Annotated in this window: 21 protein-coding genes and 3 pseudogenes; 11 read left to right on the forward strand and 13 right to left on the reverse strand. The window is 52.7% G+C overall.

Annotated elements, in window-relative coordinates; genetic code table 11:
- Positions 1-304 precede the first annotated feature (304 nt).
- Positions 305-1,594, forward strand: a complete 1,290-nt coding sequence (locus LH51_RS04765) for a Zn-dependent hydrolase (protein ID WP_036520324.1) — start codon at positions 305-307, stop codon at positions 1,592-1,594.
- Positions 1,595-1,602: 8 nt separating this feature from the next.
- Here the strand turns inward: LH51_RS04765 and LH51_RS04770 are convergent, their stop codons facing one another.
- Positions 1,603-2,256, reverse strand: a complete 654-nt coding sequence (locus LH51_RS04770; RefSeq protein WP_052063453.1) for a TetR/AcrR family transcriptional regulator — start codon at positions 2,254-2,256, stop codon at positions 1,603-1,605.
- 293 nt (positions 2,257-2,549) lie between these two features.
- Here LH51_RS04770 and LH51_RS04775 point away from each other — a divergent pair, with 293 nt between their 5' ends.
- The 5 genes from LH51_RS04775 (at position 2,550) to LH51_RS04795 (ending at position 9,629) form a co-directional block, all read left to right on the forward strand.
- Positions 2,550-3,899 carry an NAD(P)-dependent oxidoreductase gene (locus LH51_RS04775; protein ID WP_052063448.1) on the forward strand — a complete coding sequence of 450 codons (1,350 nt, stop codon included), beginning with the start codon at positions 2,550-2,552 and terminating at the stop codon, positions 3,897-3,899.
- Positions 3,900-3,914: 15 nt separating this feature from the next.
- Positions 3,915-5,189, forward strand: a complete 1,275-nt coding sequence (preA, locus tag LH51_RS04780) for an NAD-dependent dihydropyrimidine dehydrogenase subunit PreA (protein WP_036520279.1) — start codon at positions 3,915-3,917, stop codon at positions 5,187-5,189.
- 87 nt (positions 5,190-5,276) lie between these two features.
- A complete protein-coding gene (codB, locus tag LH51_RS04785; protein ID WP_036520282.1) occupies positions 5,277-6,530 on the forward strand; it encodes a cytosine permease in 1,254 nt (417 codons plus the stop codon).
- 28 nt (positions 6,531-6,558) lie between these two features.
- Entirely contained in the window at positions 6,559-7,941 is a 1,383-nt protein-coding gene (codA, locus tag LH51_RS04790) for a cytosine deaminase (protein WP_081960661.1), read from the forward strand.
- A gap of 119 nt (positions 7,942-8,060) precedes the next feature.
- On the forward strand, positions 8,061-9,629 hold the full coding sequence (locus LH51_RS04795; protein ID WP_144244178.1) for a sensor domain-containing diguanylate cyclase: 1,569 nt from the start codon (positions 8,061-8,063) through the stop codon (positions 9,627-9,629).
- 17 nt (positions 9,630-9,646) lie between these two features.
- Here the strand turns inward: LH51_RS04795 and LH51_RS04800 are convergent, their stop codons facing one another.
- From LH51_RS04800 to LH51_RS04810, 3 genes are read right to left on the reverse strand one after another with little or no spacing between them, the layout of a single operon-like run.
- Positions 9,647-10,255, reverse strand: a complete 609-nt coding sequence (locus LH51_RS04800) for a LysE family translocator (RefSeq protein WP_036520287.1) — start codon at positions 10,253-10,255, stop codon at positions 9,647-9,649.
- Positions 10,256-10,315: 60 nt separating this feature from the next.
- Positions 10,316-11,014 (reverse strand): EamA family transporter RarD, encoded by a 699-nt coding sequence (rarD, locus tag LH51_RS04805; RefSeq protein WP_081960662.1) that lies wholly within the window; start codon positions 11,012-11,014, stop codon positions 10,316-10,318.
- Positions 10,941-12,455: an MFS transporter gene (locus tag LH51_RS04810; protein ID WP_081960663.1), complete on the reverse strand. Its 1,515-nt coding sequence runs from the start codon at positions 12,453-12,455 to the stop codon at positions 10,941-10,943. The genes rarD and LH51_RS04810 overlap by 74 nt, the downstream gene beginning before the upstream one ends.
- 78 nt (positions 12,456-12,533) lie before the next feature.
- Between LH51_RS04810 and LH51_RS04815 the strand changes: the two genes are divergently transcribed.
- Complete coding sequence (locus tag LH51_RS04815; RefSeq protein ID WP_036520289.1) at positions 12,534-14,459, forward strand: DNA topoisomerase III; 1,926 nt, start codon at positions 12,534-12,536, stop codon at positions 14,457-14,459.
- A 76-nt stretch (positions 14,460-14,535) separates the two neighbouring features.
- Here LH51_RS04815 and LH51_RS04820 read toward each other — a convergent pair whose 3' ends face one another.
- Positions 14,536-15,012, reverse strand: a complete 477-nt coding sequence (locus tag LH51_RS04820; RefSeq protein WP_036520291.1) for a peroxiredoxin — start codon at positions 15,010-15,012, stop codon at positions 14,536-14,538.
- Positions 15,013-15,229: 217 nt separating this feature from the next.
- On the opposite strand from LH51_RS04820, the gene LH51_RS04825 reads away from it, so the two are divergent.
- Both LH51_RS04825 and LH51_RS23395 read left to right on the forward strand, forming a co-directional pair.
- On the forward strand, positions 15,230-15,988 hold the full coding sequence (locus LH51_RS04825) for a DMT family transporter (protein WP_235263517.1): 759 nt from the start codon (positions 15,230-15,232) through the stop codon (positions 15,986-15,988).
- Complete coding sequence (locus LH51_RS23395) at positions 15,985-16,116, forward strand: hypothetical protein (RefSeq protein ID WP_268746524.1); 132 nt, start codon at positions 15,985-15,987, stop codon at positions 16,114-16,116. The genes LH51_RS04825 and LH51_RS23395 overlap by 4 nt, the downstream gene beginning before the upstream one ends.
- A 9-nt stretch (positions 16,117-16,125) precedes the next feature.
- Here the strand turns inward: LH51_RS23395 and ggpS are convergent, their stop codons facing one another.
- The 4 genes and pseudogenes from ggpS to LH51_RS21215 form a co-directional block, all read right to left on the reverse strand.
- The gene (ggpS, locus tag LH51_RS04830; RefSeq protein ID WP_235263518.1) at positions 16,126-17,874 is read right to left on the reverse strand and encodes a glucosylglycerol-phosphate synthase; all 1,749 of its coding nucleotides are present in this window, start codon (positions 17,872-17,874) and stop codon (positions 16,126-16,128) included.
- A 1-nt stretch (position 17,875) separates the two neighbouring features.
- Positions 17,876-18,400: an HAD family hydrolase gene (locus LH51_RS22165; RefSeq protein WP_235263519.1), complete on the reverse strand. Its 525-nt coding sequence runs from the start codon at positions 18,398-18,400 to the stop codon at positions 17,876-17,878.
- A gap of 27 nt (positions 18,401-18,427) precedes the next feature.
- Positions 18,428-18,901 (reverse strand): hypothetical protein, encoded by a 474-nt coding sequence (locus tag LH51_RS21205; protein WP_200881869.1) that lies wholly within the window; start codon positions 18,899-18,901, stop codon positions 18,428-18,430.
- Between the two features lie 4 nt (positions 18,902-18,905).
- A pseudogene (locus LH51_RS21215) lies at positions 18,906-19,831 on the reverse strand (MFS transporter).
- 238 nt (positions 19,832-20,069) lie between these two features.
- On the opposite strand from LH51_RS21215, the gene LH51_RS04840 reads away from it, so the two are divergent.
- Together LH51_RS04840 and LH51_RS04845 are read left to right on the forward strand one after the other, a co-directional pair.
- Positions 20,070-20,816: an AraC family transcriptional regulator gene (locus tag LH51_RS04840; protein ID WP_036520293.1), complete on the forward strand. Its 747-nt coding sequence runs from the start codon at positions 20,070-20,072 to the stop codon at positions 20,814-20,816.
- Between the two features lie 65 nt (positions 20,817-20,881).
- The gene (locus LH51_RS04845) at positions 20,882-21,814 is read left to right on the forward strand and encodes a DMT family transporter (protein ID WP_235263520.1); all 933 of its coding nucleotides are present in this window, start codon (positions 20,882-20,884) and stop codon (positions 21,812-21,814) included.
- Here the strand turns inward: LH51_RS04845 and LH51_RS22170 are convergent.
- The 4 genes and pseudogenes from LH51_RS22170 to betB all read right to left on the reverse strand — a co-directional run bounded on the left by LH51_RS22170 (position 21,789) and on the right by betB (position 26,329).
- Positions 21,789-22,430 (reverse strand): hypothetical protein, encoded by a 642-nt coding sequence (locus LH51_RS22170; protein ID WP_235263521.1) that lies wholly within the window; start codon positions 22,428-22,430, stop codon positions 21,789-21,791. The genes LH51_RS04845 and LH51_RS22170 overlap by 26 nt on opposite strands.
- 5 nt (positions 22,431-22,435) lie before the next feature.
- A complete protein-coding gene (locus LH51_RS22175) occupies positions 22,436-23,005 on the reverse strand; it encodes a hypothetical protein (protein WP_235263522.1) in 570 nt (189 codons plus the stop codon).
- A 174-nt stretch (positions 23,006-23,179) separates the two neighbouring features.
- Positions 23,180-24,864 (reverse strand): annotated as a pseudogene (gene betA, locus LH51_RS04855) (choline dehydrogenase).
- 2 nt (positions 24,865-24,866) lie between these two features.
- A pseudogene (betB, locus tag LH51_RS04860) lies at positions 24,867-26,329 on the reverse strand (betaine-aldehyde dehydrogenase).
- Between the last annotated feature and the right edge of the window lies 1 nt (position 26,330).

Here is a 26,330-nt window from a genome sequence, read left to right on the forward strand (position 1 = left end):
TGAGCGCTACGGCAAGGCTGAGGGCAGGCTGATTTTTGTTCTGCACAATCACGGGGCTGAGTGGGCTAAAAAAGTGCATTTTTACATAGGCTGCATAGGCGGATAGCTACTGCAAGGAAATACTCGCTGACAGGTTTTGTATATTTGTTCTTATAAAACATTAAATTAAGTAAATAATTACAAACTTCCTGTCCTTATGGTCAAAACTTTGCATGTGACTGCTGCAAACAACCTGTCCGGGTGGCTTGCTGTCCAGGATGGATATTGACAATACAAGTCTGATAACAAGCAGAAGGGTGTGATGATGAAACCTGTGAAGGTAAACAAAGCGCGTTTATGGGACAGTCTCATGGAGATGGCCAAAATTGGTGCAACGGAGAAAGGCGGGTGTTGCCGACTGGCGCTGACCGATCTGGATAGACAGGCTCGTGATCTATATATCCGTTGGGCAGAAGAAGCCGGTTGCAGCATCCGTGTCGATGCCGTGGGCAATATTATGGCGACCCGTCCGGGTGAAGATATGAGTTTGCCTCCAGTGGGTACGGGCAGTCATCTGGATACTCAGCCAACTGGCGGTAAGTACGATGGTGTGTTTGGTGTGCTGTCTGGATTGGAGGTGGTGCGTAGCCTGAATGACCATGGCATCAAGACGCGTCACCCGGTCGAAATTTCAGTCTGGACTAATGAGGAAGGTTCACGTTTTGCGCCAGCGATGATGGGATCGGGCGTGGTGTCAGGGCGTTTTACCCTGCAGGAAATACTGGATAAAACCGATGTCGACGGTATTCGTTTGGGTGATGAGCTGGAGCGAATCGGCTATGCCGGTGATACGCCGGTGACCGGGCGTCAGTACCATGCCTTCTTTGAAACCCATATTGAGCAGGGCCCTTATCTGGAAGCCGAAAACAAGGTAATCGGCGTAGTCACCGGTGGGCAAGGGCAGCGCTGGTATGATGTCGAACTGACCGGACAGGAATCCCATGCCGGTACCACGCCGATGCATCTGCGTACGGATGCCTTAACTTGTGCTTCTTCACTGATACTGGCGGTTCAGGCCATTGCGCAGCAGCATAAACCGGGTTGTGGCACAGTAGGTTTTATGCAGGTGATGCCCAATTCGCGCAACACCATACCGGGTAAAATTAACCTGAGTGTCGATCTGCGTCACCCGGATGATGCGCAACTCAGTGCCATGGATGCCGAATTGACCAAGACCGTTGAGCAATTGATAGCTGACACGGGTGTACGAATAGAACTGAAACCCATCTGGTACTACGCGCCGATTCCATTTGATAAATACTGTATCGAAGCGGTGCGGGATTCAGCGGCCGATCTGGGCTATAGTCATATGGATATCATTGCTGGCGCCGGCCATGACGCCTGTTATGTGTCCGATTTTGCGCCAACCAGTATGGTGTTTACCCCTTGTTTAAATGGTATCAGTCACAATGAAATTGAATCCACAACACCGGAAGAGTGTGAAGCGGGTTGCTCGGTATTGCTGAATGCCATGCTGCGTATGGCTGAGGTGGTGTCGGCTGACACGGACCTGGAAGAGGAAACCCTGGTGCTGCATCGGGTGGGTGAGCTGTAACGGCTCATTCACACCTGATTGATGCCACAGCCTTTCAGCACCATACGGATAATCAGGTCTGCTCCCTCGTTGTAGTCCTGATCATCCAGCTCCGTTTTACCTAGCAGAATGCTGCTCTGTACCTGGAAGTCGGCATAAGCCTGGGTCGTAGACCAGAGCATAAACATCAAGTGCTCCGGGCTTACCGGGTCCATCCATTTCTTCAATATCCATTGGCGAAACACCTGACAGGTGGTCTGGAACTGATCCTTTAGATCGGTTTCCAGCTGCTCTTTCAGATAGGGCGCGCCATGCAGCACTTCGGCGGCAAAAATCCGTGATGCATGCGGATGCTCTTTGGACTGGCGTATTTTCTTGACGATATAACTGCGCAGCGCATCCCTGGGGTGCTGATCTTCGGTCATATCATTCATGCTCAGCATCCAAATCGACAGGATATTGCTCAGTACTCGCTTATACAGGGCTTCTTTGGTGTGAAAATAATACAACACATTGGCTTTTGGCAGGTTGGCTTCTTTGGCGATGGCTTGAATGGTGGTGCCGTTGTAGCCGTTGTCACTGAACAGGCGTTCGGCAACCTTCAGAATATGTTCGGAGTTGTCCTTGCGGATTCTCGCCAGACTGCGTCGTACCGGTTTGCTGGATTGCTTTTTTACACTCATGTTCGGACTGAATTCGCTGCAAACTGCACCATGTCTGGCGCATAAATAGGGTGTGATGCCTGAAAAGAGTGCAGAAAAAATCATCTCGTAGCAAGCACCAAGCTGAAAATTTATCCAGTTTTTGGCTTGTATTACTTTCGTACAGGGGCATAAATATTATTTAAATCAATTAATTGTCTGGTTAATTAAAAATCTTCTGACCAAATGGTCAGAAGATGGCACAGAGTCTGCATTCCATAGAGCCATAACAACGATGAACCTGACTGTGTTAGTGATAACCGGAGAACCTGACAATGAGCCTTCAACCGCCGGTGACCAAGATGTCACCTCCACAGGATATTGATCAGTATTTTACTGATATCCATCCACCGCTGACTGGCAGGCAAGCCTTGCTGGAAAGTGCACGCTGCTTGTACTGTTATGACGCACCCTGTATCAAAGCCTGTCCGAGTGACATCAATATCCCCAGCTTTATTCAGCAGATCCATTCCGACAACCTGCAAGGGGCGGCCCAGACTATTTACGCCAGTAATATTCTCGGTGGCAGTTGTGCGCGGGTGTGTCCAACCGAGATTTTGTGTGAACAAGCCTGTGTCCGAAATAAGGAAGCTGAATGTGCGCCGGTATTGATCGGCTTGCTGCAGCGCTATGCCACCGATCATGCGGAATATGCTGGCCATCCGTTTAGCCGTGCAGCCGATACTGGCAAACGCGTGGCGGTAGTGGGCGCCGGTCCTGCCGGTCTGAGCTGTGCTCACCGTCTGGCGATGAAAGGGCATCAGGTCGAGATTTTTGAAGCCAGCGAAAAGCCCGGTGGCTTAAATGAATACGGTATTGCCCGCTACAAAATGACCGATGCCTTTGCGGCACGTGAAGTCGAGTTTGTGCTGAGTATCGGTGGTATTACCCTACACACCCACAAGGCTTTGGGACGAGATGTGAGTCTGGCTGAATTGCAGTCCGGCTTTGATGCCGTATTCCTGGGTATAGGATTGCAGGGCACCCGCAAATTGCTGCTGGAGCATGAATCAGCCAAAGGGGTTGTGGATGCGGTGGATTATATTCGGGAGTTGCGCCAGGCATCTGATCTGAGTCAGATCTCAGTGCCTCAACGTGCTGTGGTGATTGGCGCGGGTAATACCGCTATCGATATCGCCTGTCAGTTGCGTCGCCTGGGTTGTGAAGAGGTCACACTGGCCTACCGTCGTGGCGAGGAAAGCATGAGTGCAACCGGGCATGAACAGCAGATCGCCCGGGATCATCAGGTGCGTATTTGCACCTGGAGCCGCCCGGAACTGTTGTTGCTTAATGAACAGGGTGAGTTGCAAGGACTGCAACTGCGCCGCACTCGGTTCGAAGCGGGTGAGCTGGTGGATACAGATCAAGCCTTCACGCTGCCATGTGATGCTTTGTTCAAGGCTGTCGGACAGACACTTGTACTGCCAGAAGACGAAATGCAGCAACAGCTTCAGATCGAGGACGGAAAACTCTGGATCGATGCGCAATTTCGCACTCCATTGGACAAGGTGTTTGCCGGGGGAGATTGTACCTCTGTAGGTCAGGATCTGACAGTCGAGGCCGTGCAGCAGGGCAAGCTGGCGGCCGAATCCATCCATCAACTACTGATGCCTGTTCAGGCCTAATCCGGGAGATTTATTATGGCTAATTTATTCACACGCTTTGCCGGAATCGAATCACCCAATCCCTTTTGGCTGGCATCGGCTCCACCTACAGATAAAGCCTACAATGTCGAGCGTGCTTTTGAGGCCGGTTGGGGTGGGGTGGTCTGGAAAACCCTGGGCGAAGATCCCGCCGCTGTTAACGTTTCATCACGCTATTCAGCCATCTACGATGCCACTGGGCAGGTCACCGGGTTCAACAATATTGAACTGATTACCGATCGTAGTCTGGAGATCAACCTGCGCGAGATTGAAGCGGTCAAAAAAACACTGGCCGGATCGGGCTTGGTAGTCTCGCTGATGGTGCCTTGTGAAGAAGAGTCCTGGAAAACCATTGTTAAACTCGTCGAACAGACGGGGGCGGATGGTCTGGAGCTAAACTTCGGCTGTCCACACGGCATGCCGGAGCGTGGTATGGGGGCGGCGGTCGGCCAGGTACCTGAGTTTGTCGAGATGGTGACACGCTGGTGCAAGACCTACAGCCGTTTGCCGGTGATCGTCAAGCTCACGCCTAATATCACTGATATCCGCTTCTCCGCGCGTGCAGCCCATGCCGGTGGTGCGGATGCGGTGTCGCTGATTAACACCATCAACTCCATCACCGGTATCGATCTGGATCAGATGGTCGCCCGACCGATTGTGGATGGTAAAAGCACCCATGGTGGCTATTGTGGTCCGGCGGTGAAGCCGATTGCGCTGAACATGGTGTCGGAAATTGCCCGAGATCCACAGACACAGGGGCTGCCGATCTCCGGTATCGGGGGTATCAGTACCTGGCGGGATGCGGCTGAATTTATTGCGTTGGGTGCAGGTTCCGTACAGGTTTGTACCGCCGCGATGGTGCATGGTTTTCGTATCGTCACCGAAATGCAGGATGGTCTGAGTCGCTGGATGGACAGCAAGGGCTACCAGAGCCTGGAGGATTTTCGGGGTCTGGCGGTGCCCAACACCACCGACTGGAAATACCTGAATATGAACTACAAGATCGTTGCCAGCATCGATCAGCAAAGCTGTATTGGTTGCGGACGCTGTTACATCAGCTGTGAAGATACCTCGCACCAGGCGATCAGTCTGACGCCCAAAGCTGATGGAACTAATCAATTCGACATTATCGAATCCGAATGTGTGGGTTGTAATCTGTGCGAGATCACCTGTCCGGTGGATAACTGCATCACCATGGTGCGTAAAGAGGCTGATAAACCCTATATGAATTGGCTGAATGATCCGCGCAACCCCTATGGTGATGCGCGTTAGTTGAATTGTCGGGTGTGTTGTTATTGATGGCATACCCTTTGCTGTTAAATCCAATGATTTAGCCTGAATTAAACAGAGGATCCTGTAATGAAAGAAACAGACTATCCACTCAGTGAAGTTCCTGCCGAGGCACGTAAAGGGTTGCTATCTACCTCCCTGGTGCTGCTTGGTTTTACCTTTTTCACCGCCACTATGTGGGCGGGTGGGTCGTTAGGCACAGCGTTCAGTTTTACTGAACTGCTGCTGGTGATCCTGATCGGTAACCTGTTGCTTGGCAGTTATGCCGCAGCATTAGCCTATATCGCCTGCAAAAGCGGACTCAACTCCGTGTTGATGGGGCGTTTCTGCTTTGGTGAAAAAGGCAGCAAACTGTCGGATTTTGTGCTGGGTTTTACCCAGATAGGCTGGTATGCCTGGGGTACAGCAACCATCGCCATCGTACTGGTGAAAACAACTAGCTTGCCTGAAGCACTGGAGATACCGCTGATGGTGCTGTTCGGTTTTGCCTTTTGTGCGACTGCTATGGTTGGCTACAAAGGGCTGGACTGGCTATCACGCTTTGCCGTTCCGGCGATGATGCTGTTTATTCTCATCAGTCTGTACAAAGGTTGGGTGGATGTCGGTGGCTGGGGCAGTCTGATGAGTGCATCTGGCAGCGGTAGCATGAGTTTTGCGGCGGCCATCACCGTGATTATTGGTACCTTTGTCAGCGGTGGTACTCAGGCGACTAACTGGAGCCGTTTTGCCGCCAGCCCGAAAATCGCGGTATTGGCGACGCTGGCAGCTTTCTTTGTCGGCAATGGTTTGATGGTGTTCACCGGTGCCTTGGGTGCGCTGATCTATCAGCAGGCCGATATTGTCGATGTGATGCTGGCGCAGGGCTTTGTAGTGCTGGCAGTACTGATGCTGTTTCTGAATATCTGGACCACGCAGGACAATACCATCTACAACTTTGCCGTAGCGGGTTGTAATCTGTTGCGTACCGATCGTCGGCAAGTGGTAACGGTTGCTGGCGCGGCCATAGGGACGGTATTGGCTGTGGGCGGAATGTACAACCTGCTGATTCCTTTCCTGATTCTGCTGGGTACGTTTATTCCACCGATTGGTGGTGTGATCATGGCCGACTTCTGGTTGCGGCATAAAGGCCAGTACCCGTTACTGAGCAGTGTTTCTTTGCCAGACTTCAACTGGCATGGTCTGGCGGCCTATGCTGTCGGTTCGGCTGCCGCGTATTTCTCTCCAGTGCTACCCCCTGTCGTGGGTGTACTGGTTGCGGCGCTCTGCTATGGTGTACTCCTGAAGCTGCCCATGCCGGTACCTAGCTACAGTTCAGCTAAATAATCATTTTTCACCGATTTGGAAAGGATTTATGGAAATTATCAACGCCCGTTTACGTCATTCGACTGAATACCATCGCCTGGTCATTCGAGAAGGGCGTTTCAGCCGCATTGAGGTACAGCCAGGTTTGCTGCCGGTTAACGATGGACAACTGGATGCCGGTGGCAACCTGCTCTGCGCACCTTTTGTCGAACCGCATATCCACCTGGATGCGGCCTTAACGGCGGGTGAGCCGGACTGGAATCACAGCGGTACGCTGTTCGAGGGCATTGAGCGTTGGGGGCAGCGCAAACCCATGCTGAGCGACACGGATATCCGTCAGCGGGTGTTGCAGACCCTGGAGATGCTGGTAGGTCGCGGGGTACAACATGTGCGCACCCATGTGGATACCACCGATCCCAGTCTGTTGGGTTTGCATACCCTGTGTGCCTTACGTGATGAGCTGCGTGATCGTATCGATATACAGGTAGTAGCCTTCCCGCAGGAAGGTATCCATTCCTTTCCAGACGGTGAAAAACTATTAGAGAGCGCTGTGGAGGCGGGGGCTGATGTCGTGGGCGGCATCCCGCACTTCGAGTACACCCGCGAACTGGGCGAAGCCTCGGTCAAAACACTGGTGCAGCTGGCATTGAAATATGACAAGCTGATCGATGTGCATTGTGATGAGATTGACGATCCAGCTTCGCGCTTTCTGGAAGTGCTGGCGGCTGAAGCCCTGTTCAACGATATCGGTGATCGGGTTACCGCCAGCCACACCACAGCGATGCATTCCTACGACAATGCATACTGTTCTCGACTGTTTCGCTTACTGAAACAATCTAAAATCAATTTTGTTTCCTGCCCGACTGAAAGTATCCATCTGCAGGGCCGTTTTGATACCTATCCCAAACGCCGTGGCGTGACGCGGGTAAAAGAGCTGAATGCGGCTGGCATTAATGTGTGTTTCGGTGAAGATTCTATCTTTGATCCCTGGTACTCCCTGGGTAACGGCAGCCTGCTGCGCACCCTGGATTTTGGACTGCACATCTGTCAGATGATGGGCTACGAAGACTTCCGTACCGCACTGGATTTCATCACCGACAACAGTGCCCGCACCCTTAACCTGGGTGAAAACTACGGCATCGCCGAAGGTAAACCCGCCAGTTTTATCCTGTTACAGGGCGAAGATGACTATGCCGTACTACGCCAGCAAAGCGAAGTACTTCTGTCGGTACGCCAAGGCAAGATCCTCCTGCAACGCCAACCTGCTAAAATCCTAACCCCCCAAGGGTCCGTTAAAAGGGTCAGTACCCTTTTCCGAGTACCCCTCTGCCGCCACCGGCCCTGCCGGTGGGGCGTTTGTTTGCAGAAAAGGGTACTGACCCCTTTAAGCGTTTGTTTGAAAATGGCTACTACATTGGTCTTTGATTCATGAAAAAGGGTGTTTATACTCACTAGCAAAACAATACTACCTATACTCCAAACATTCCCAAATACTTCCGAGTATAACAATAACATTGGAATGCTTGCCCGTTGGAATACCTGGAGAATGTTGTGAACAAATGGTCTGCAATGAACCGACTTCGAGCGTCGCATTCGCCGCTGCACGCCCTTGCTGTACTGGGTGTTTATATCCTGGTAGCAGGTACATTGTTTATAGGCAGCGATTTACTGGGAAGCTACTGGGCTGTGCGCAGGCCCGATCTCGCGACAGCTATAAGCATCTCCCAAGGCTTAGGTTTCGTGTTCGTGACAGCGCTGATGCTGTATATGGTCTTGTGGCGTTGGCAGCGGGAGTTTGAAGCGTCCGAGCGGCGGGAGGCGCAGCAGCGCCAGCAGTTACGGGTACTGGATCAGTTTCGCGTAAATGTCATCGACAATGCCTTGGTCTGGATCAATGTCCTCGATCCGGAGGGGCGCGTCACCGTTTGGAACAAGGCGGCCGAGCAGATCAGTGGTTATGGTCGTGACGAGGTGCTGGGTAACCCGGCTATCTGGGAGTGGCTTTATCCGGATCCAGCCTATCGAGCGTCAATTGGCGCCAAGGTGATGGAAATACTTGAGCACGGCACCGAGGTGGAAGGTTTTGAGACCCGCATTCGTGCCAGCAATGGCCAGGACAAAATCATTGCCTGGAACTCACGCCGATTTTTCGATGAAGACGGTACGATGACAGGTTCGATTGCGATTGGTCAGGACATATCCGCACGCAAGCAAGCAGAGCACGCGTTGATTGAGCGTGAACGGCAGCTCGCGACGCTGATGTCTAACCTTCCCGGTATGGCCTACCGCTGCATCAACGACTCGCATTGGACCATGAAGTTCGTCAGTGATGGCTGCCTATCACTCACCGGTTATCCACCCGCAGCGTTGGTAAACAACGCAAAAACCTATTTCGCTGATCTTACACATCCTGATGACCGTCAACCCCTCTGGGAGGCGGTGCAGCAGGCGATTAGTGAAGACCGCTCCTTCGCCATGGAGTACCGGATCATTCGCCAGGATGGCACGGAGCGCTGGGTTTGGGAGCAGGGACGTAGCGTGACGGTGGACGGCAATAGCTATATTGAAGGTCTGATCTTTGATATTACTGACCGCAAAAGCATGGAGCAGGAGCTTGAACGATTGGCCACGCACGATTCGCTGACCGGCCTGTACAACCGACACAAGTTGATGCACCGCTTGCATGAGGATGTTGCGCGTGCGCAACGCTATCAGCACCCACTGTGCGTGTTACTCATTGATATCGACAACTTTAAACTAGTAAACGACCAGTTTGGTCATCAGGCTGGCGATGAGGTTCTGCGCCGTATTGGCGCACTTCTGGGCGAGACGATACGCGATGTCGATTACGCTGGCCGCTACGGAGGAGAGGAACTGGTAATCGTGCTGCCTGAGACCTGCAAGCACGTAGGCCTCGAGATCGCCGAACGTTTGCGCAGCCATATTGAATCGGAACACTGGGCACAGGCAGGCGGCAACCTGGGCACAATTACGATCAGCGTTGGGGTGGTTGCCTATCCCGACCTTAAAGGAACGGTAGAGGAGTTGTTCCTGGCCGCTGATCTTGCCTTGTATCGGGCGAAGAAGGGTGGTCGTAATCAGGTTTGCATCGCGGCCTGATCCATACACTTAAGATCTTAGCTGCTTAACGGTAATCCAACACCTATCAGCACGAACAAACTACCGCAGACCCGGTTAAAGCCTTTGCCACAGCGTCCAAGCCAGTTGGCAATACTTCTGGCAAATCCGGCAATGAACAGCTCGACGAAACATTCAACCAACACAAACGTTACCATCATGATCAAAAACTGTAACCAAAGATCGCTGTTGGGGTTGATGAACTGAGGTAGAAAGGCCGCAAAGAATAAAATGACCTTAGGATTGGACAGAGCTGCCAAGAAACCCTGACGTGCCATACGCCAGCCACAACGGCTGTCAGTCGTTATGCCTGTTTGCCCTGGTGCGGGTGAACGCCAGACCTGAATGCCCAGCCATATCAGATATAATCCACCGATAATCTTCATGCCCAGTAAGAGTTCTTCAGCAAGCTTGAGCACCGAGGCAATACCAAACATTGACAGGGCTATAACACAGGCGAAACCCAGAGCCCCACCGGTAATGGTTTTTAGCGTTTGCGTTGGTCCATGGATAGCGCCATGGGTCAGTGCCAGCAGACTATTCGGCCCTGGTGTAAGTGACAGGCCCAGTGTGGCGACAAGGTAAATCAGCCAGGTTTCCAGTGTCATACCCAACTCCTGAGTAAGCTAGTAGTCAATATTGTTCTTGGTATGCAAACAACAGTCTGGTTAAGTCGCATCTTTGTCGATCATGATAGTGGCCGCGTTAGTTTTACGCAGGTATCGCAAGGAATCGACAATCAGCATAGCAAGTGCCGACCAGATAAGTACAAACGTCGTGAGTTTTTCTGCACTCAACGGTTCGTCATACACAAATACCGCTAACAAAAACATCCCTGTTGGCCCTATGTATTGAAAGAAGCCGAGGGTCACCAGGCTAACACGGTTCGCGGCGGCCGCAAAACACATCAGCGGGACCATAGTCACCGGTCCGGCAGCAAACAGCAGCCAGTTTACACCAGCACTATTATCAAACATATTCGCCGTAGGTGAGTCGATTAGCGATAAATATAATAGAGCGATAGGCAGCAGAATGGCGGTTTCTATGGCCATGCCGGTAAAACTGTCTACAGCGACTTTTTTACGTACTAAGCCATAAAATCCGAAGGTAATGGCGAGTGCCAGGGCAATCCAGGGTAAAGAGCCAAATTGAATCACTTCAAACACCACGGCACAGAAACATAAACCCACCGCAATTATACGTACTCTATCAAGTTTGTTTTTAAAGAAAACCACGCCCAATAGAATGGTGATCAGTGGGTTAATGTAATAGCCCAAACTGGCGCTTAGCATTTTATTGTTCTGAATGGCCCAGATAAAGGTTCCCCAATTTAAGCCTATAAGCAGAGTCGAAACCAACATGGCCATGAGCGTTTTGGGTGATTGCAGCACTTTTTTTTAATGCACCGGTATAACGCAGCAGAATGATCAACACAAAAACAATGACGCAAGACCAAATCACCCGGTGGGCAAGAATTTCAGTCGCGGGAACAAAGGACATCTCTTTAAAATATATGGGTGCAACAGCCCATAGAAAAAATGCACTTAGTGCGAAAACAATTCCACTTCGAGAAGATGTTTCCATGAGCCTTCCTAAAAAATTAAAGGGATCAGTACCTTTACCGGAAAAGGGTACTGACCCTTTTTGTTGGTGTCTTTTGGCGCTGAGGGCGACCAGGAGCATGGCGACGCCGATGGCGGGGAGCATGAGTAGATTGAGTATTTCCCAGCCGAGCAGGCTTTGCCAGTATCCGGCCAGCAGGCTGCCGATGGCGGCGCTGCCGAATACCAGAAAGTCATTGATGCCTTGTACTTTGGCTTTTTCTGCAGGGCGGTAGGTGTGGGTCAGTAGTGAGGTGGCGCCGATGAAGGTAAAGTTCCAGCCTACACCCAAGGCAACCAGGGCGGTCCAGAAATGCCAATAGCTGGTGCCTAACTGGTTCAAAAGTACGCACAGGATCAGCAGCAGGCAGCCGGTTTGAATCACTTTGGCTTCTGAAAAGCGGGTGATCAATCGTCCGGTAATAAAGGAGGGGGCAAACATACCCAGCACATGCCACTGAATCACGCTGGCGGTACTGCTGAATCCGAAACCGCAACCTTGCATGGCTAAGGGTGTGGCGGTCATGATCAGTACCATCACGGCATAACCTATGACACCAGCGGTAATGGCGGCGATCAGTTGCGGTTGACGGAACAATTCAGAGTAGGAGCGAGCTTCACCATGCAGTTCATCAAACGATGGCCTTGCCAAAGGCAGGCAGGAAATGAGGATAGTTGTGAGGACATAAAGACCGATCAGTACGGCAAAAGCGCCCAAATATTGAGTGTCCGGGAGTAGGTTTTCACCCCAGATCGCCAGGTTAGGGCCTAAAATAGCGGCAATGATTCCTCCAGCCATTACCAGGCTAATCGCGCGGGGGTGTTGGCTTCCAGAGCAACCTTCGATGGCGGCGAAGCGGTATTGCTGCCCGACGCCGATGGCCATGCCCAGCAGAAACGTACTGACACAAAACAGTGTAAAATTGCCGGCAGCAAGGGCAGAATAGGCCAGCACAGCACCGCCAACACCGATCAGATTACCGATCAGAAAGCCCGCTTTGCGTCCAAAAATACGCATCAGATGTGCTGCAGGCAGGGTAACACCCATCAAGCCGAGAAACTGCAGTGCGACCGGCAGCGTGATTAAGCTCAGGCTGGGCGCTATTTGTTGGCCGATGAGTGCCGTTACCGAAACCAGTAGAATATTACCGGAAACCAGCAAAGCCTGGCCCAGTGCCAGGCCCCAGACAGTGATAGGGAGTCGCATGAGAAATGTCCGTCAGAGAAATCATCAAAGACATGAATATAACAGGCTGGGGATGAAAATACAGGCCCGCATTTTTGCATGAGGTTGTATATTGCCGAGAAGCCCTCATTAGGTCGTGCCATTGCTGATGCGCTGCCCGGCAGCAAGCAGCGTGGTGATGGCTTTGTGCGTTGCGGGCAGGATGTGCTGGTGAGCTGGTGTATCGGGCATCTGTTGGAGCAGGCTGAACCCGAGGCATATGATCCGGCATTTAAAAGCTGGCGCATGGAACATCTGCCGATTCTACCCGGTGAATGGCAGCTGCAACCTAAGAGTGCAACTCGCAAGCAACTGACTGTGTTGCGAAAGCTGGTTAAACAAGCGGATGAATTAGTTCATGCTGGTGATCCGGACCGCGAAGGTCAGTTGCTGGTTGATGAAGTGATCGCCTACCTTAAAGTGCCCGAATACAAACGCAATACCGTGCAGCGTTGCCTGATCAGTGACCTGAACCCCGATGCGGTACGTCGGGCTTTGGCTCAACTCAAACCTAACCGCGAATTTGTGCCGCTGTCGACCTCGGCTTTGGCGCGTTCACGAGCCGACTGGTTGTATGGTATCAACCTGACGCGTGCCTGCACCTTGCAAGGTCAGCAGTCCGGATATCAGGGTGTCTTGTCGGTAGGACGGGTGCAGACGCCAGTGCTCGGACTGGTGGTACGTCGGGATGAGACCATTGAAGCCTTTGTCAGCAAACCCTTTTACGAAGTGCTGGCGCAACTGGAAACTGAAGCCGGTGAACATTTTCAGGCTAAATGGCAACCCAGTGAAGCCTGCGCGGCTTATCAGGATGAAGAGGGGCGGGTGATATCCAAAGCCCTGGCAGAGAATGTTATTCGCCGCATTACCGGTCAGCCAGCACAGATCACCCAGTTGAACCGGAAAACCAAACAGCAGCCTGCCCCCCTGCCTTATAGTCTGTCAGCTCTGCAGATCGATGCCGGTAAACGCTACGGCATGAGTGCCCAACAGGTGCTGGATACCTGTCAGAGCCTGTACGAAAAGCACACGCTGATTACCTATCCGCGTTCTGATAGCCGTTATTTGCCTGAGGAGCATTTGGGACGGGCGGAGCGCGTTGTTAAGGCTATTCGCAGCACCTGCCCGGCGTTGGCCGAGGCCGCCGATGGCACTGACCTGCGATTACGCAGCAAAGCCTGGAATGATAAAAAGGTGGATGCCCACCACGCCATTATACCTACCGAAAAACAGGCCAGCGGCACCCGCCTGTCGGCAAATGAACAACGTTTGTATGAACTGATCGCCCGTCAGTACCTGATCCAGTTTTATCCACCCTGGTGCTATCATGATACCGAAGTGCTTGTGGATATTGCCGGAGGCTGTTTTATTGCCCGCGCACGTGAAACGCAGGACAGTGGCTGGAAGGTGCTGTTTCCCTCACGTCAGAGTGATGATGACGGCGATGAACCCAGACAGTCAGCACTACCGCCATTAAAGAAAGGCCAGTCCCTACGCTGTCTGAGGGGGGAGTTGCAGGAAAAAATGACCCAGCCACCCAAGCATTTCACTGATGCTACGCTGCTGGCTGCCATGACCGGCATCGCCCGGTATGTCAAAGATCCGGAGATACGTAAAATTCTGCGTGAAACGGATGGATTAGGTACAGAAGCCACCCGTGCGGGGATTATCGAGTTGCTGTTCAAACGTCAATTTCTGATGCGCCAGGGTAAGCAGATACTGGCAACGCCAGCGGGGAAGGGACTGATTAACAGTCTGCCAGAACCGACCACCTTGCCGGATATGACCGCGGAATGGGAAGCCCGGCTTGATGCTATCAGCCAGCGTGAAGACAGTTATCAGGCTTTTATGCACAGTCTGGAAACTACCCTGAGCAGCCTGATAAGCCAAGTGAGCCAAAGCGCTATTCGGGTACCTGCCGGAACCGGACAGCGCCCCAAGCGTAAAGCCACTCGTCGGCGAAAAGCCAGGTCATCGAAACTATAAATTGTTTGCCGGCTTAGGTTGTGCGGCTTTAAGTCGTAATCAAACCGCAGCGCCGGTCAGGCGCTGCCGGAAAACGTTAAAGCGCCGCGAGTACAGTTTCTGCACTGCTTTTATCGACCCCTGTGGCATCGACATTGAGCAGCTCGATCTTGCCGTCATTGATGATCATGGCATAGCGCTGACTGCGCACACCCAGCCCTGGAGCTGAAAGGTCCTGATCCAGTCCGGCGGCTTTAGCCAGTTCACCCAGCCCATCAGCCAGCATAATGATTTCCTCCGCATTCTGCGCCTTACCCCAGGCACCCATGACGAAGGCATCATTTACGGCAGTGCAGATGATGCTGTCGACCCCACGTGCCTTGATTTCATCGGCTTTCATGACAAAACCGGGTAGGTGGGTATTGGAACAACCGGGGGTGAATGCACCGGGAACGGCAAACAGCACCACTTTTTTACCGCTCAGCAGGCTGTCGGTGGTAACGTCTTCTGGACCTTTCTCACCCAGTACTTTCAGGGTCAGTGAAGGAAAGGTGTCACCTATTTGAAGGCTCATATGTGTTCTCCTTAATGGTTAATTGATTACCCAATAGTATCCTCGTGTTTAGGTAGTATAGCAATAACGTAGTATTTTACTCGGATATTGGCAAAGACCGTTGACCCAAAACCGGATATGGCGGAAGATTACAGGCTTGCAGGGTTTTTTATTGATCTATACCGCCACAGCCTGTGTGCGGTGTCTGTGCCGTTTTGATAACGGCTTCGGAGACATGATGTCTATACCGGTTGCCTATCTTGCTGTGGTGTTGATCTGGTCCACCACACCGTTAACCATTGCCTGGAGCAGTGAAACCATCGATCCGGTGCTGGCCGGCTGGTTGCGTATGGGCATTGCGGCTTTGCTTGGCTTGATGTTATTGGCGGTGTTGCGTATTCGGCTGCCGTTAAATGCGCGTGCGCAACTGGCCTATGCCTATGCTTCACTCGGGGTGTTTGGCGCCATGTGCTGCACCTATATTGCCTCACGTTATGTACCTTCCGGGCTGATTTCGATCATTTTTGGTCTGGCACCGATTCTTTCGGCGATCTTTGGCATGGGGTTACTTAACGAGCCAGCCTTGAGACCCTATCGCTGGGTGGCCAGTGCCTTGGCTTTTGTGGGTCTGGGAGTGATTTTTACCGATGATGTGGTGCTGGGACGGGAAAGCCTGCCGGGTGTGTTTTTGCTGTTAATGGCCGTTAGTCTGTTCAGTCTGAGTGGCGTGCTGGTCAAACGCACCGGTGCTCAGGTGCATCCGCTGGCACACACAGTCGGTGCGTTACTCTGGTCTCTGCCCGGATTCGCGCTGACCTGGTGGTTGATGGGTGCAGCACCTTTGGTAATCGATCCATCCACGCGTGCCTTCTGGTCAGTACTCTACCTGGCAATCTTTGGCTCTTTGATCGGCTTTGTCAGTTATTTTCATGTATTGCGTCACCTGCCACCCAGTACGGTAGCTCTGGTGACACTGATCACCCGGTTTTCGCCTTGATGCTGGGCAACCTGCTCAATGCCGAACCCTTGACCGCCAGCTTATGGAAGGGCTGTTTGCTGGTGGTGGGTGGCCTGGCTCTGTTTTTTTGGGGGCATCGAATCCCCATACGCCGGCCACCAGCCTAAGCTTGAGATTCAGGCGGCTCCCTCTGTCAGCAGTGACAGTTGTGTCCGGCGTGTCGCCTTAACGGCCCCCAGAAACTCCTCGCCCCAGCGGGCGATGTCGTTATGGCAGACGATCTGGTACATCTCCTTCAAGCGGGCTTCACGTTCGGCTTTACCTAGTGTCAGGCCGATATAGAGCGTATCGCATAGGTCATGCGGATCGTGTGGATTAGTCAACAAGGCGCCATGCAACTCGGCAGCGGCCCCGGCGAATTCTGATAATACCAACACCCCATTACCACCACAGAGTCCCTGAGTGGCAATATACTCTTTGGCAACCAGGTTGAGACCATCGCGCAGGGGCGTAATCCACATCACATCAGCCATCAGGTAGTAGGCAATCAGTTCCTTAAATGGGAATGCTCGGTAGAAAAACTGTACCGGTGACCAGCCTACACGGGAGAAGCGGCCATTGATGCGCCCCACAGCCTGTTCTATCTGTCCCACCAGCTCATCATAGATAGTCATTTCCCGTGCCGCCGGTACACAGATGGTCATCAGCGTGACCTTGCCGATCAGTTCCGGGTGCACATCGAGTAATGCCTCAAAGGCCAGTAGTTTCGCCAGGGTACCCTTGGTGTAATCCAGCCGTTCTACCGACAAAACCACGCGGGTATGGCGAAGCTGTTGGCGCAGTGTTTCCATCAGTTCCTGGCAGGCTGGCTCTTGAACAATTGTGTCTATACGACCGACATCCAGTCCGACCGGATGCGCGCCCAGACCGATATGGCGATCATGGACACGAATAGCCGTGGTCATACTGTCCAGCCCTACCGCACAGCCGTAGGTGAGAAAACGGGGGGCGCAGCCGCTGGTTTCCACGACTTCCAGTGGTGCAACGCCGCGGGCGACATCGACAAAATTTTCCGCCTGGCGGGGAATATGAAAGCCGATATAGTCACATTGCAGCAGACTGCCGATGATCTCACGTCGCCAGGGCAGGACATTGAAGACATCCGCCGAAGGAAAGTAGGTGTGGTGAAAGAAGGCGATGGTCAGGTCCGGGCGCAAGGGCCGCAGGTAGGCCGGGACCATCCACAGGTTGTAGTCGTGTAACCAGATAATCGCACCTTCAGCGGCTTCGGCAGCGGTGCGTTCGGCGAACAGGCGGTTGACCTTGAGGAAGGTGACCCAGTCTTCCTCACGAAAGATGGCTCTTTCCCAGAAAGTATGCAGGGTCGGCCAGAAGGCCTCTTTGGAGAAACGTTTGTAAAAGGTATCCACATCGTCCTTGGTTAGTGCTACTCGTGCAGCGACCAGGTTTGGATACTGCTCGGGGTCGACCTGGGTATGTACCTCAAACGCACGGCCTTTACGCGGGTCATGGATTGACCAGGCCACCCAGGAGCCGCGTTGACCACGGCCAAAGAAACTTAGCAGGGTGGGCAGGATACCGTTGGGTGATGAGGGCGGACGACGGATCAGCTTGCCTGACTCTTCGACCTCCTCATAGGGCAGTCGGTGGTAAACCATCACCAGATCGGCTTTACCCTTGATGGTCAGGTCGGGTAGTTCGTGATCGACCCCCAGGGGACCCAGAAAACCAAAATGACCCACAGCTTCCAGAATCCCGCCACAACCACTGAGGCGTGCCTGCAGCACACTGGCCCTGTCGGCAGTAGCATCCAGCAGGGCAGGTTCCGATTCACCGACACAGACACCCTTGAATCCCTGCTCATACATCGACAGGTCGTTCAGGGTATCCCCGGCAACCAGCACATCATCTCCTGGCGAGTTGCAAGTGCTCGATCAAGCGTTGCAGGGTTGTGCCCTTGTTAACCCTTTGCAGGCAGTCCAGATATATCCCGGCTGAAAACAGCATATCGCAGCCTAGCCCTTCAATCGTCTGCTTGAGTTTGTCAGTCACCGCGCCGGGTTCACAAAAGTAGGAGCAGCGACGTTGCTGCGGCACCTCCTGACGTTCCAGGCCAGGAAAGCCCTTCAGTGCTTCAACGATGGTCAGATCTCCGGGCCAGCAGGCATTTATTTCGCTTTGCACCGGGTACACAGGTTGCAGCGTTTCACCATCCACCAGCGTGGCACCCACGTCACAGATAATGTAGTCAGGGCGAGGAATAGCCGGGTCGGAAAGCAGGGGGACCACAACTTCCAGGCCACGTCCGGTGACAAATACCAGTTTGATGCCTTGGTGGGCAGTGATCAGTTGATAAAGGCGCTGGCGATTTTCCGGATCGCCTGCAAGAAAGGTTCCGTCAAGATCTGTTGCCAGAATCATAGTACTCATTACTCCTGCCGGTCATGGCTGAACGTGTTAACGATCAGTAGGATCGGGCTTGTCAGTGTCATTTGATGGATCTGTTTCTTCCTTGTGAGGCACTTTATCAAGGGGAGTTTTTGGGGTGTTTTCTTGTTCTGTAGATTCTTCTTGTAGAGCCTCTTCTGTATCGGTATGAGGTTCCATTTCCAAATCAGTAGCCTCGTCTGTTGGTTCATCTGGAGTTTGATCATCCAGCATCATTTCCAGCACCACCGGTGAGGTGCGTACCATGGGTACATAGTGAGCAGACTCTTCAACAATAGTGTCGCGCATGCGGCGTGCCTGTATATGGCTGTAGACGGCACAGATGACAAACATGGTGCTGAAGTAAACCGGCAGAGCATGAGCCGAAGTTTGGCTCATTATCCAGCCAGCGGTGGCGGGGCCCAAGGCCGCACCTACACCATGCAGCATCAGTAGAGCGGCATTACCGGAGAGGATTTCATCCTGATGCAGGTGGTCGATCAAGTGGCTACAACAGCCGGGTAGACTGCAAAGGCTCCCGCTCCAAATACGCCTGCTCCGAGCAAAAACCATTGGCCATAAGGCTGAGGAGTATCATCAATACGCCGCCAACAGCAGCGATCATGGCAATAATCGCCAGTGCCTGGCGTCGATCTATGCGATCGGAGAGTATCCCCATTGGCCATTGAAACAGTGCTCCGGCGACGATAACCAGAGAGATAAACATGGCAATATCAGCGGGTGACATGCCTAATCGACCAGCGTAAACAGCCCCAGCCCCCAGAAGCCCCCCATTGCCAACCCGGAGAGCAAAGCACCGGCACAAGCGATAGGGGCCGCACGCCAAAGCAGTTTCAGTGACAGGGAGGGAGTGTCGCTGATTTTGGGCTGCGTCAGTCGTGTGGCGGCCACTGGCATAAGGCCTAAAATAATAAAGATTGCCGAGATGGCAAATAAGCTGAACGCCAGGGGGCTGTCTATACGCAGTAGCTGCTGCGCCAGTGCGAGTGAACCCAGATTAATCGCCATGTAAACGGCAAAAACCCGACCACGGCGTTCCGGTGGTGCCTGGGTATTCAACCAGCTTTCAATCACGGTGTAGATGCCAACCAGTGCCGTACCGGTAATGACGCGCAGGATAAACCAGGTGACAGGATCGATAATCAAAACATGCAGGAGTACACAGGTGGATGTTGCGGCAGCGAGAAAGGCGAAGGCGCGGATATGGCCCATACGCCGGATCAGTTTGGGGCAGAGCCAGGTGCCCAGAATAAAACCGATAAAATAGGCAGAACCCAGCAAGCCGAGGGTTTGATCACTGAAGCCTTCTGCACTGCCTCGAAGTGCGAGCAGAGTGTTTAACAATCCCATGCCCAGCAGTAGCAGGGCAATACCCGTTAACAGTGCGCCAATCGGCAGTAAAATCGGGATCATCAGTTCAGCTCTCTCCTTCTGAACAGCCTGGATTAAGGGCAGTCAGACTTGAATTGGGGCTCCTGTATTTATGTTGTTTTCTTTAGACCCTACCCGATTTTGACTAACGTTTCCAGTTGAGAAGGTAAATTTCGGTATGGGAATTTAGTCAGCAGACTGAGCGTGTTGAACAATTCTCTTGCTTGGTTTAGCTGTTGTATACTGATACTTCTATCAATCAGTCACAGGATGATGTTGGGTGAACTCAGCTGCGCTCAAACTGGAGTTGCGCTCCTATTCAGATGAGGTGGCGAGCCACCATCACGATCATCATCAATTGGTATTGCCGGTTGATGGTGAGCTGTGCCTGAGTGTCAATTATGCTGAGGGTGCAGTCACTGCCCAGCAGGCCGCAATTATTCCGGCGGGTGCTGATCATGGTTTTTATGCGCCAGTAGCCAACTGCTTTTTAGTCGCCGATGTGCCTGAAACAATGGCTCCCATGTTGGAGCGGCTTCCGGCTTTTGTGCAGTTGGATCAGGTATTACGTCAGTATATTAATTTTTTGCACCTACAGATGCAGTGTCACCAGGTACCTGGCTCGACAGAAACCGAGCACCAGATGCTGCGCTTGTTGTTGCAACTGCTACAGCAACGTTTCGCTCTGCCCGTTCGGCAGGACCGGCGTATTGAAGTTGCCAGAACCTATCTGGAACAGCAACTGCATCGCCCGATTTCTCTGAATCAGTTGGCTGGCATTTCTTATTTGAGTGTCAGGCAGCTTTCCAGTCTGTTTCAACAGCACTTAGGGCGATCACCACAGCAATATTTGCTGGAGCTGCGTATGCAGAAAGCCAGACAACTACTGGAATCTACTGATCTTCAGGTGCAGCTAGTGGCTGAACAGGTCGGCTATACCAATCTTGCGGCTTTCAGCGACCGTTTTCGCCGTCACTTTGGTCAATCACCACGCTATTTCCGCCAGCGGAACAAACAACACAGCTGATCCGGCAAAGACAGCCTGCAGGCATGGTATACACTGGTGTTTTTCCAAGCTGATAGAGTCTGATAATGACCCAACTGCACAAGGCCACACTGATTGGTTCTGTATCGGTTTTTCTCTGGGGGACGCTGGCGTTATTGACACGCATGACCGGCGGGGCTATCCCGGAGTTCCAGATGATGACGATGACCTTTGCCATCGCTTTTCTGCTGATGCTGATCCGCTGGCATGGACAAAAGCGATCAGGATTGCGCTATCTGCGACAACCGCTGGCGGCCTGGGTGATCGGTGTCGCTGGGCTTTTTGGCTATCATTTTGTTTATTTCAAGGCGATGACCCTGGCACCGGCTGTTGAGGTGAGTTTGCTGGCGTATCTTTGGCCGCTATTGATTGTGATTTTCAGTGCGTTGTTACCCGGTGAACGTTTACGTGGCGTACATTTGCTTGGTGCGTGCCTGGCGCTTCTGGGCTGCTGGATATTGATTGGTCAGAATCACAATGGCTTTCAACCGCAATACTTACCTGGGTATTTGCTGGCATTGCTTTGTGCCTTGATCTGGTCCAGTTATTCGGTGTTGAGCCGTCTGGTCAAATCGGTACCAACAGATGCGGTTGGCTGGTTTTGTGCTGTTACAGCGGTACTGGCGCTGGTGTGTCACCTGGTGTTGGAAGAAACCGTCTGGCCACAGAGTTGGGCCGAGTGGGTGGGGGTGATCGGATTAGGGTTAGGGCCGGTAGGTATCGCTTTTTTTTACCTGGGACTATGGCGTCAAGCACGGCAATCTGCAGTTGCTGGGCACCCTGGCTTACAGTGCGCCACTGATCTCGGTGGTGCTATTGGTGCTGGCGGGAGAGGCGAATGCCAGCTGGACGCTGTTTTATGCCAGTATCGCTATTGTGAGTGGTTCGTTTATTGCCGGGAAGCGGCAGAAACCGGTGGGTTGAAGCGCCCGCAGAGCGAGCGCCTACAGGAGGTTAGTTGGCTAGCTCTATGCGGTTGAAGTCGAGGATGTTTTCCTCGGGTGAGGCCTCGATTGCCATGACCTCTTTGCGCTTGTACAGCAGTATGTAGCCTAAACAGCCAAAGTAAATGGCGATAACCAAAGCGCCCACCCACTGGATTTTCAGGAAATCCAACTGGAAAAGAATGGTCAGCGCACACATGGCGGCAAAGTTGCCCAGAAAGTAGCGCGATTTGCCGATATGACGGGCGGTCAGGTTGAGGTTCTCAGTGTAGAGACGGATCAATGAATCCAGTGAGTTAACCACCATCAAGATACCGACAGAGATCATCGCCACATTGATGAAACTGCTGATATGCAGGCCTTCTGAATGGTAATGATAGAGCACGGTGAACCAGGTACCTATAGCAACGGACGGGAATACCAGCATCGCCAGCATTAACTGCCAGGTGCGCAAACCACTGACAAAGCGTGCGGTGAACTGACCAATCATGATGCTCCAGGAGAACCACCAGAAGAGGTAAAACTCGTGGTAGTCATTCAGCGGTAACATGAATTGATGCAGATTGGTAAAGTATTCCGTGATCAGGCCAGCGGTGGCAATAAAATCACTCGGGCTGCCGTTGTCTGTGAGGAAGGCGCCGCCCCACATCATGGCAATCAGGCGATGAACAGCCAGGAGGAGCCGAGGCTGAGAATTCGTACATACTTGAGTTTGCTGCTGGAGTATACAGCGGCTGCAATCGCCAATAACACGATCAGGTAGAAGGTGGGTATCACGCTTTCACCATCACCTATTTCGGGCAGATACCAGGGCAGGTTGACCAGTAGCAGGAAGGCTGTAAATGCACAGGTGCCGATAATCACGGCATTGTTGACCACTTTGACCAGCGGAATATCAAAAAAACGCACCCGAGGTTCGACCACACAGAAGTAAAAACAGGTGAGGAAGTAAAACCCCCAGATTAAAAATGCCCAGAAGCCAAATTCTATCGCCAGTGGATTGGCAAAACTGTACTCAGGGCTGGCTGACAGGTCGGCATAGCCAGCGAATTCGGTCAATGGGAACATGATCAAGCCAACATCCAGCCCGGACGTAAACAGTATGGCAATGAAAGTAAAGGTGCGAACCGGGGTGACGCCAATACAGCGCAGATTCCACCATTTAGTCAATACCGCGATAATCGCAGCGAAGGTGAACAGAAGTCCGATGGATAACCAGAGTGTCATGCGCGCCTCCGGTAGTAGCAGTCAATTATTTTTCGAAATAGCATAGGTGTACCTCTTCTATTGAAACGGGCGTTCATTCGAATTGGACACAAACCACCGCGTGTGAACGGCTCAGGCTGTAATCTTGCTTACAGCCTGATGGTTTGCACGTTGGGTTGAGGTAAAACGCAAAGCTTAGGTAACTTTGCGTTTTGCCTCTTCGGGTCGCTGGCGCTCCTGCCAGAGAGCATCCATCGATACATCAGCATTCGATGGTGCAAGGGGCTCCTTGCCCCGAATCAGGTCAGCGGCACGTTCCGCCAGCATAATAGTGGGTGCGTTCAGATTACCGTTGGGTATAGTTGGAAAAATGGAGGAATCAACAACCCTTAGTCCTTGCAGACCATGGACACGGGTTTGCGGATCAACAACGGCCATCGCATCAACACCCATTTTGCAGGAGCAGGAGGGGTGGTAAGCACTTTCGACGGCACGACGGACAAAGGCATCGATCTGCTCATCGCTTTGTACGTCCAGTCCTGGCTGAATTTCACCCCCCCGGAAAGGTCCATGGCGGACTGGTTGATGATTTCACGTGTCAGCCGGACACAGGCACGAAAACCTTCCCGGTCAGCTTCCTCTTGCAGGTAATTGAACTGTATGCGTGGCGGCTGATGTGGATCAGCAGAGACTATGTCGACTGAGCCGCGACTTTGGGGTTTGTTATGGCCGATATGCAGCTGAAAACCATCGCCATCAAACGCCTCCTTGCCGTCATAACGCATCGCTGCAGGCAGAAAGTGGTATTGTAGATCTGGCCATTCAACACCGGCTTTAGAGCGAATAAAACCACAGGATTCAAAATGGTTGGTTGCACCCAGCCCATCTTTTTTAAGAATCCAGCGGGTACCAATTTTTAAGCGGCTCCACCAACCCAGTTTGCGGTTCAGTGAAACGGGTTGCAGGCAGCGGAACTGAAAGTAGAATTCCAGGTGGTCCTGCAGGTTTTTACCCACACCTGGCAGCGCATGTTCCAAAGCGATACCAGCTTTTGCCAGCAGCTCAGGATCACCAATACCGGAGAGCTGCAGCAGGTGGGGTGAGCCGATGGAACCGGCCGATAAAATCACTTCCCGGTTGACCCGAGCCGTGTGGGTACGACCGCCCTGTTCGTAAATCACCCCGACGGCTTTTTTGTCTTCAAGCTGAACTTTATGTACCAGCGCATGGGTGACCAACATCAGGTTGGAGCGGCTCATGGCTGGACGCAAATAGGCATTCGCGGTGGAGCAGCGACGGCCCCCTTTGATGGTCATGTGCATCGGCCCGAAGCCTTCTTGCTGTGCACCGTTATAATCGCTGGTGTTGAAATAACCCGCTTCGACACCGGCATTAATAAACGCCTGATAGAGCGGGTTCTGCATCTGGTTGCCGTTATTTACGCCCAGTGGACCACTATCACCACGGTAAGTATCACCACCAAAGGCCCAGGTTTCCGCCTTGCGGAAGTAGGGCAGGCAGTGCTGATAATCCCAGCCTTCTGCGCCGCTTTGCTGCCATTCATCAAAATCCCGCGCATGACCACGCGCATAGACCATACCGTTGATGGAGGACGACCCGCCCAATACCTTGCCACGCGGACAATGCATACGCCGGTTATCCAGATAGGGTTCGGGTTCGGTCTCAAACTGCCAGGCGTATTTTTTCGTGTTCATCGGAATGGACAGCGCCGTCGGCATTTGAATAAAAATACTCTTGTCACTGCCGCCAGTTTCCAGCAGCAGTACGCTGTGTTTACCATCTTCAGTCAGGCGGTTGGCCAGCACACAACCCGCTGAACCGGCACCGACAATAATATAGTCAAAGGTGTGTTCCTGAATGCTCAAAATGGGCTCTCCAAATCAGTCATACCCACATACACAGATTTGATCTGGGTATAGTGGTCCAGGGTTACGCGGCCATTTTCACGACCGATACCGGATAGCTTGTAGCCACCCACCGGCATCTCTGCCGGGGAGGCACCGTAGCTGTTGATCCAGCAGATGCCGGCCTGCAGTTGATGAATAACACGGTGGGCGCGCCGCAGATCGTTAGTGAATACGCCAGCAGCCAGGCCGGTTTCGGTGGTGTTGGCGCGGCGTATCACCTCGTCTTCATCGGTGAAACTCAGTACTGACATGACCGGACCAAATATCTCTTCGCGGCAAAGGGTCATCTCATCGGTGCAATCACTGAAAATAGTCGGCTCGACAAAGAAGCCGCCGGGAGCTGTCGCCGGTTGTACCGCCTGACCGCCATGCAATAAAGTGGCACCTTCTGCCAGACCGATTTCGATATAGCTAAGCACTTTTTGCTGGTGCTGGGCTGAAATCAGCGCACCAAAGTTAGTTTCCGGATCGGCCGGATCACCCAGACGAATATTGTTACGTGTACGTTCCAATAGGCGTTGTAAAAAGACCTTCTGAATCGCTTCATGCACGAACACACGCGTGCCGTTGGTACAAATTTCACCCTGGGTGTAAAAATTGCCCAGCATCGCGGCTGAGACAGCATTGTCGATATCGGCATCATCAAAAATAATTAGCGGTGATTTGCCACCCAGTTCCATGGTGACCTGCTTAAGAGAAGAGGCGGAAGCTGCCATCACTTTCTGCCGGTGCCAACTTCGCCGGTGAAGGAAACCTTGGCGATATCCGGATGGTGTGTCAGCCAGGCGCCGACCTTGCCATCACCTTGCACCACATTGAAAACTCCAGCAGGTACACCGGCTTCAACAAAGATTTCTGCCAGTTTTAATGCGCCCAGCGGGGTTTCTTCAGAGGGTTTGAAAATCATGCTGTTACCACAGGCCAGCGCCGGAGCTGCTTTCCAGCAGGCTATCTGTAACGGGTAGTTCCAGGCGCCGATTCCGGCACAAATTCCCAGCGGTTCCCGACGGGTGTAATAAAAATCCCCGCCAAGATCCTGCTGATTGCCTTCAATCGATGCAGCGAGCCCTGCAAAAAACTCAATTGAGTCAGCGCCAGTGACCACATCTACCGCTACCGCTTCCTGCCAGGGTTTACCTGTGTCACGCACTTCGACTCCGGCCAGTTCATCATTACGCTCCCGCAGCAGCGCTACGGCACGCATCAGAATACGGCTGCGAGCTACACCACTCAGGGCAGACCACTGAACAAAGCCTTCACGAGCACTGTCGATAGCGGCCTGCTGGATACTGTCATCGGCCACTTCCATTTCGTAAATCACCTGGCCGGTGCCTGGATTGATAACGCTGAAGGTTTCACCGCTGCGATTGGCCTGGTAGCCACCATTCACAAAGTTTTGATAACGAGGCAGAGACATA

It is taken from the genome of Nitrincola sp. A-D6 (genome assembly GCF_000764495.1).
GTDB lineage: Bacteria > Pseudomonadota > Gammaproteobacteria > Pseudomonadales > Balneatricaceae > Nitrincola.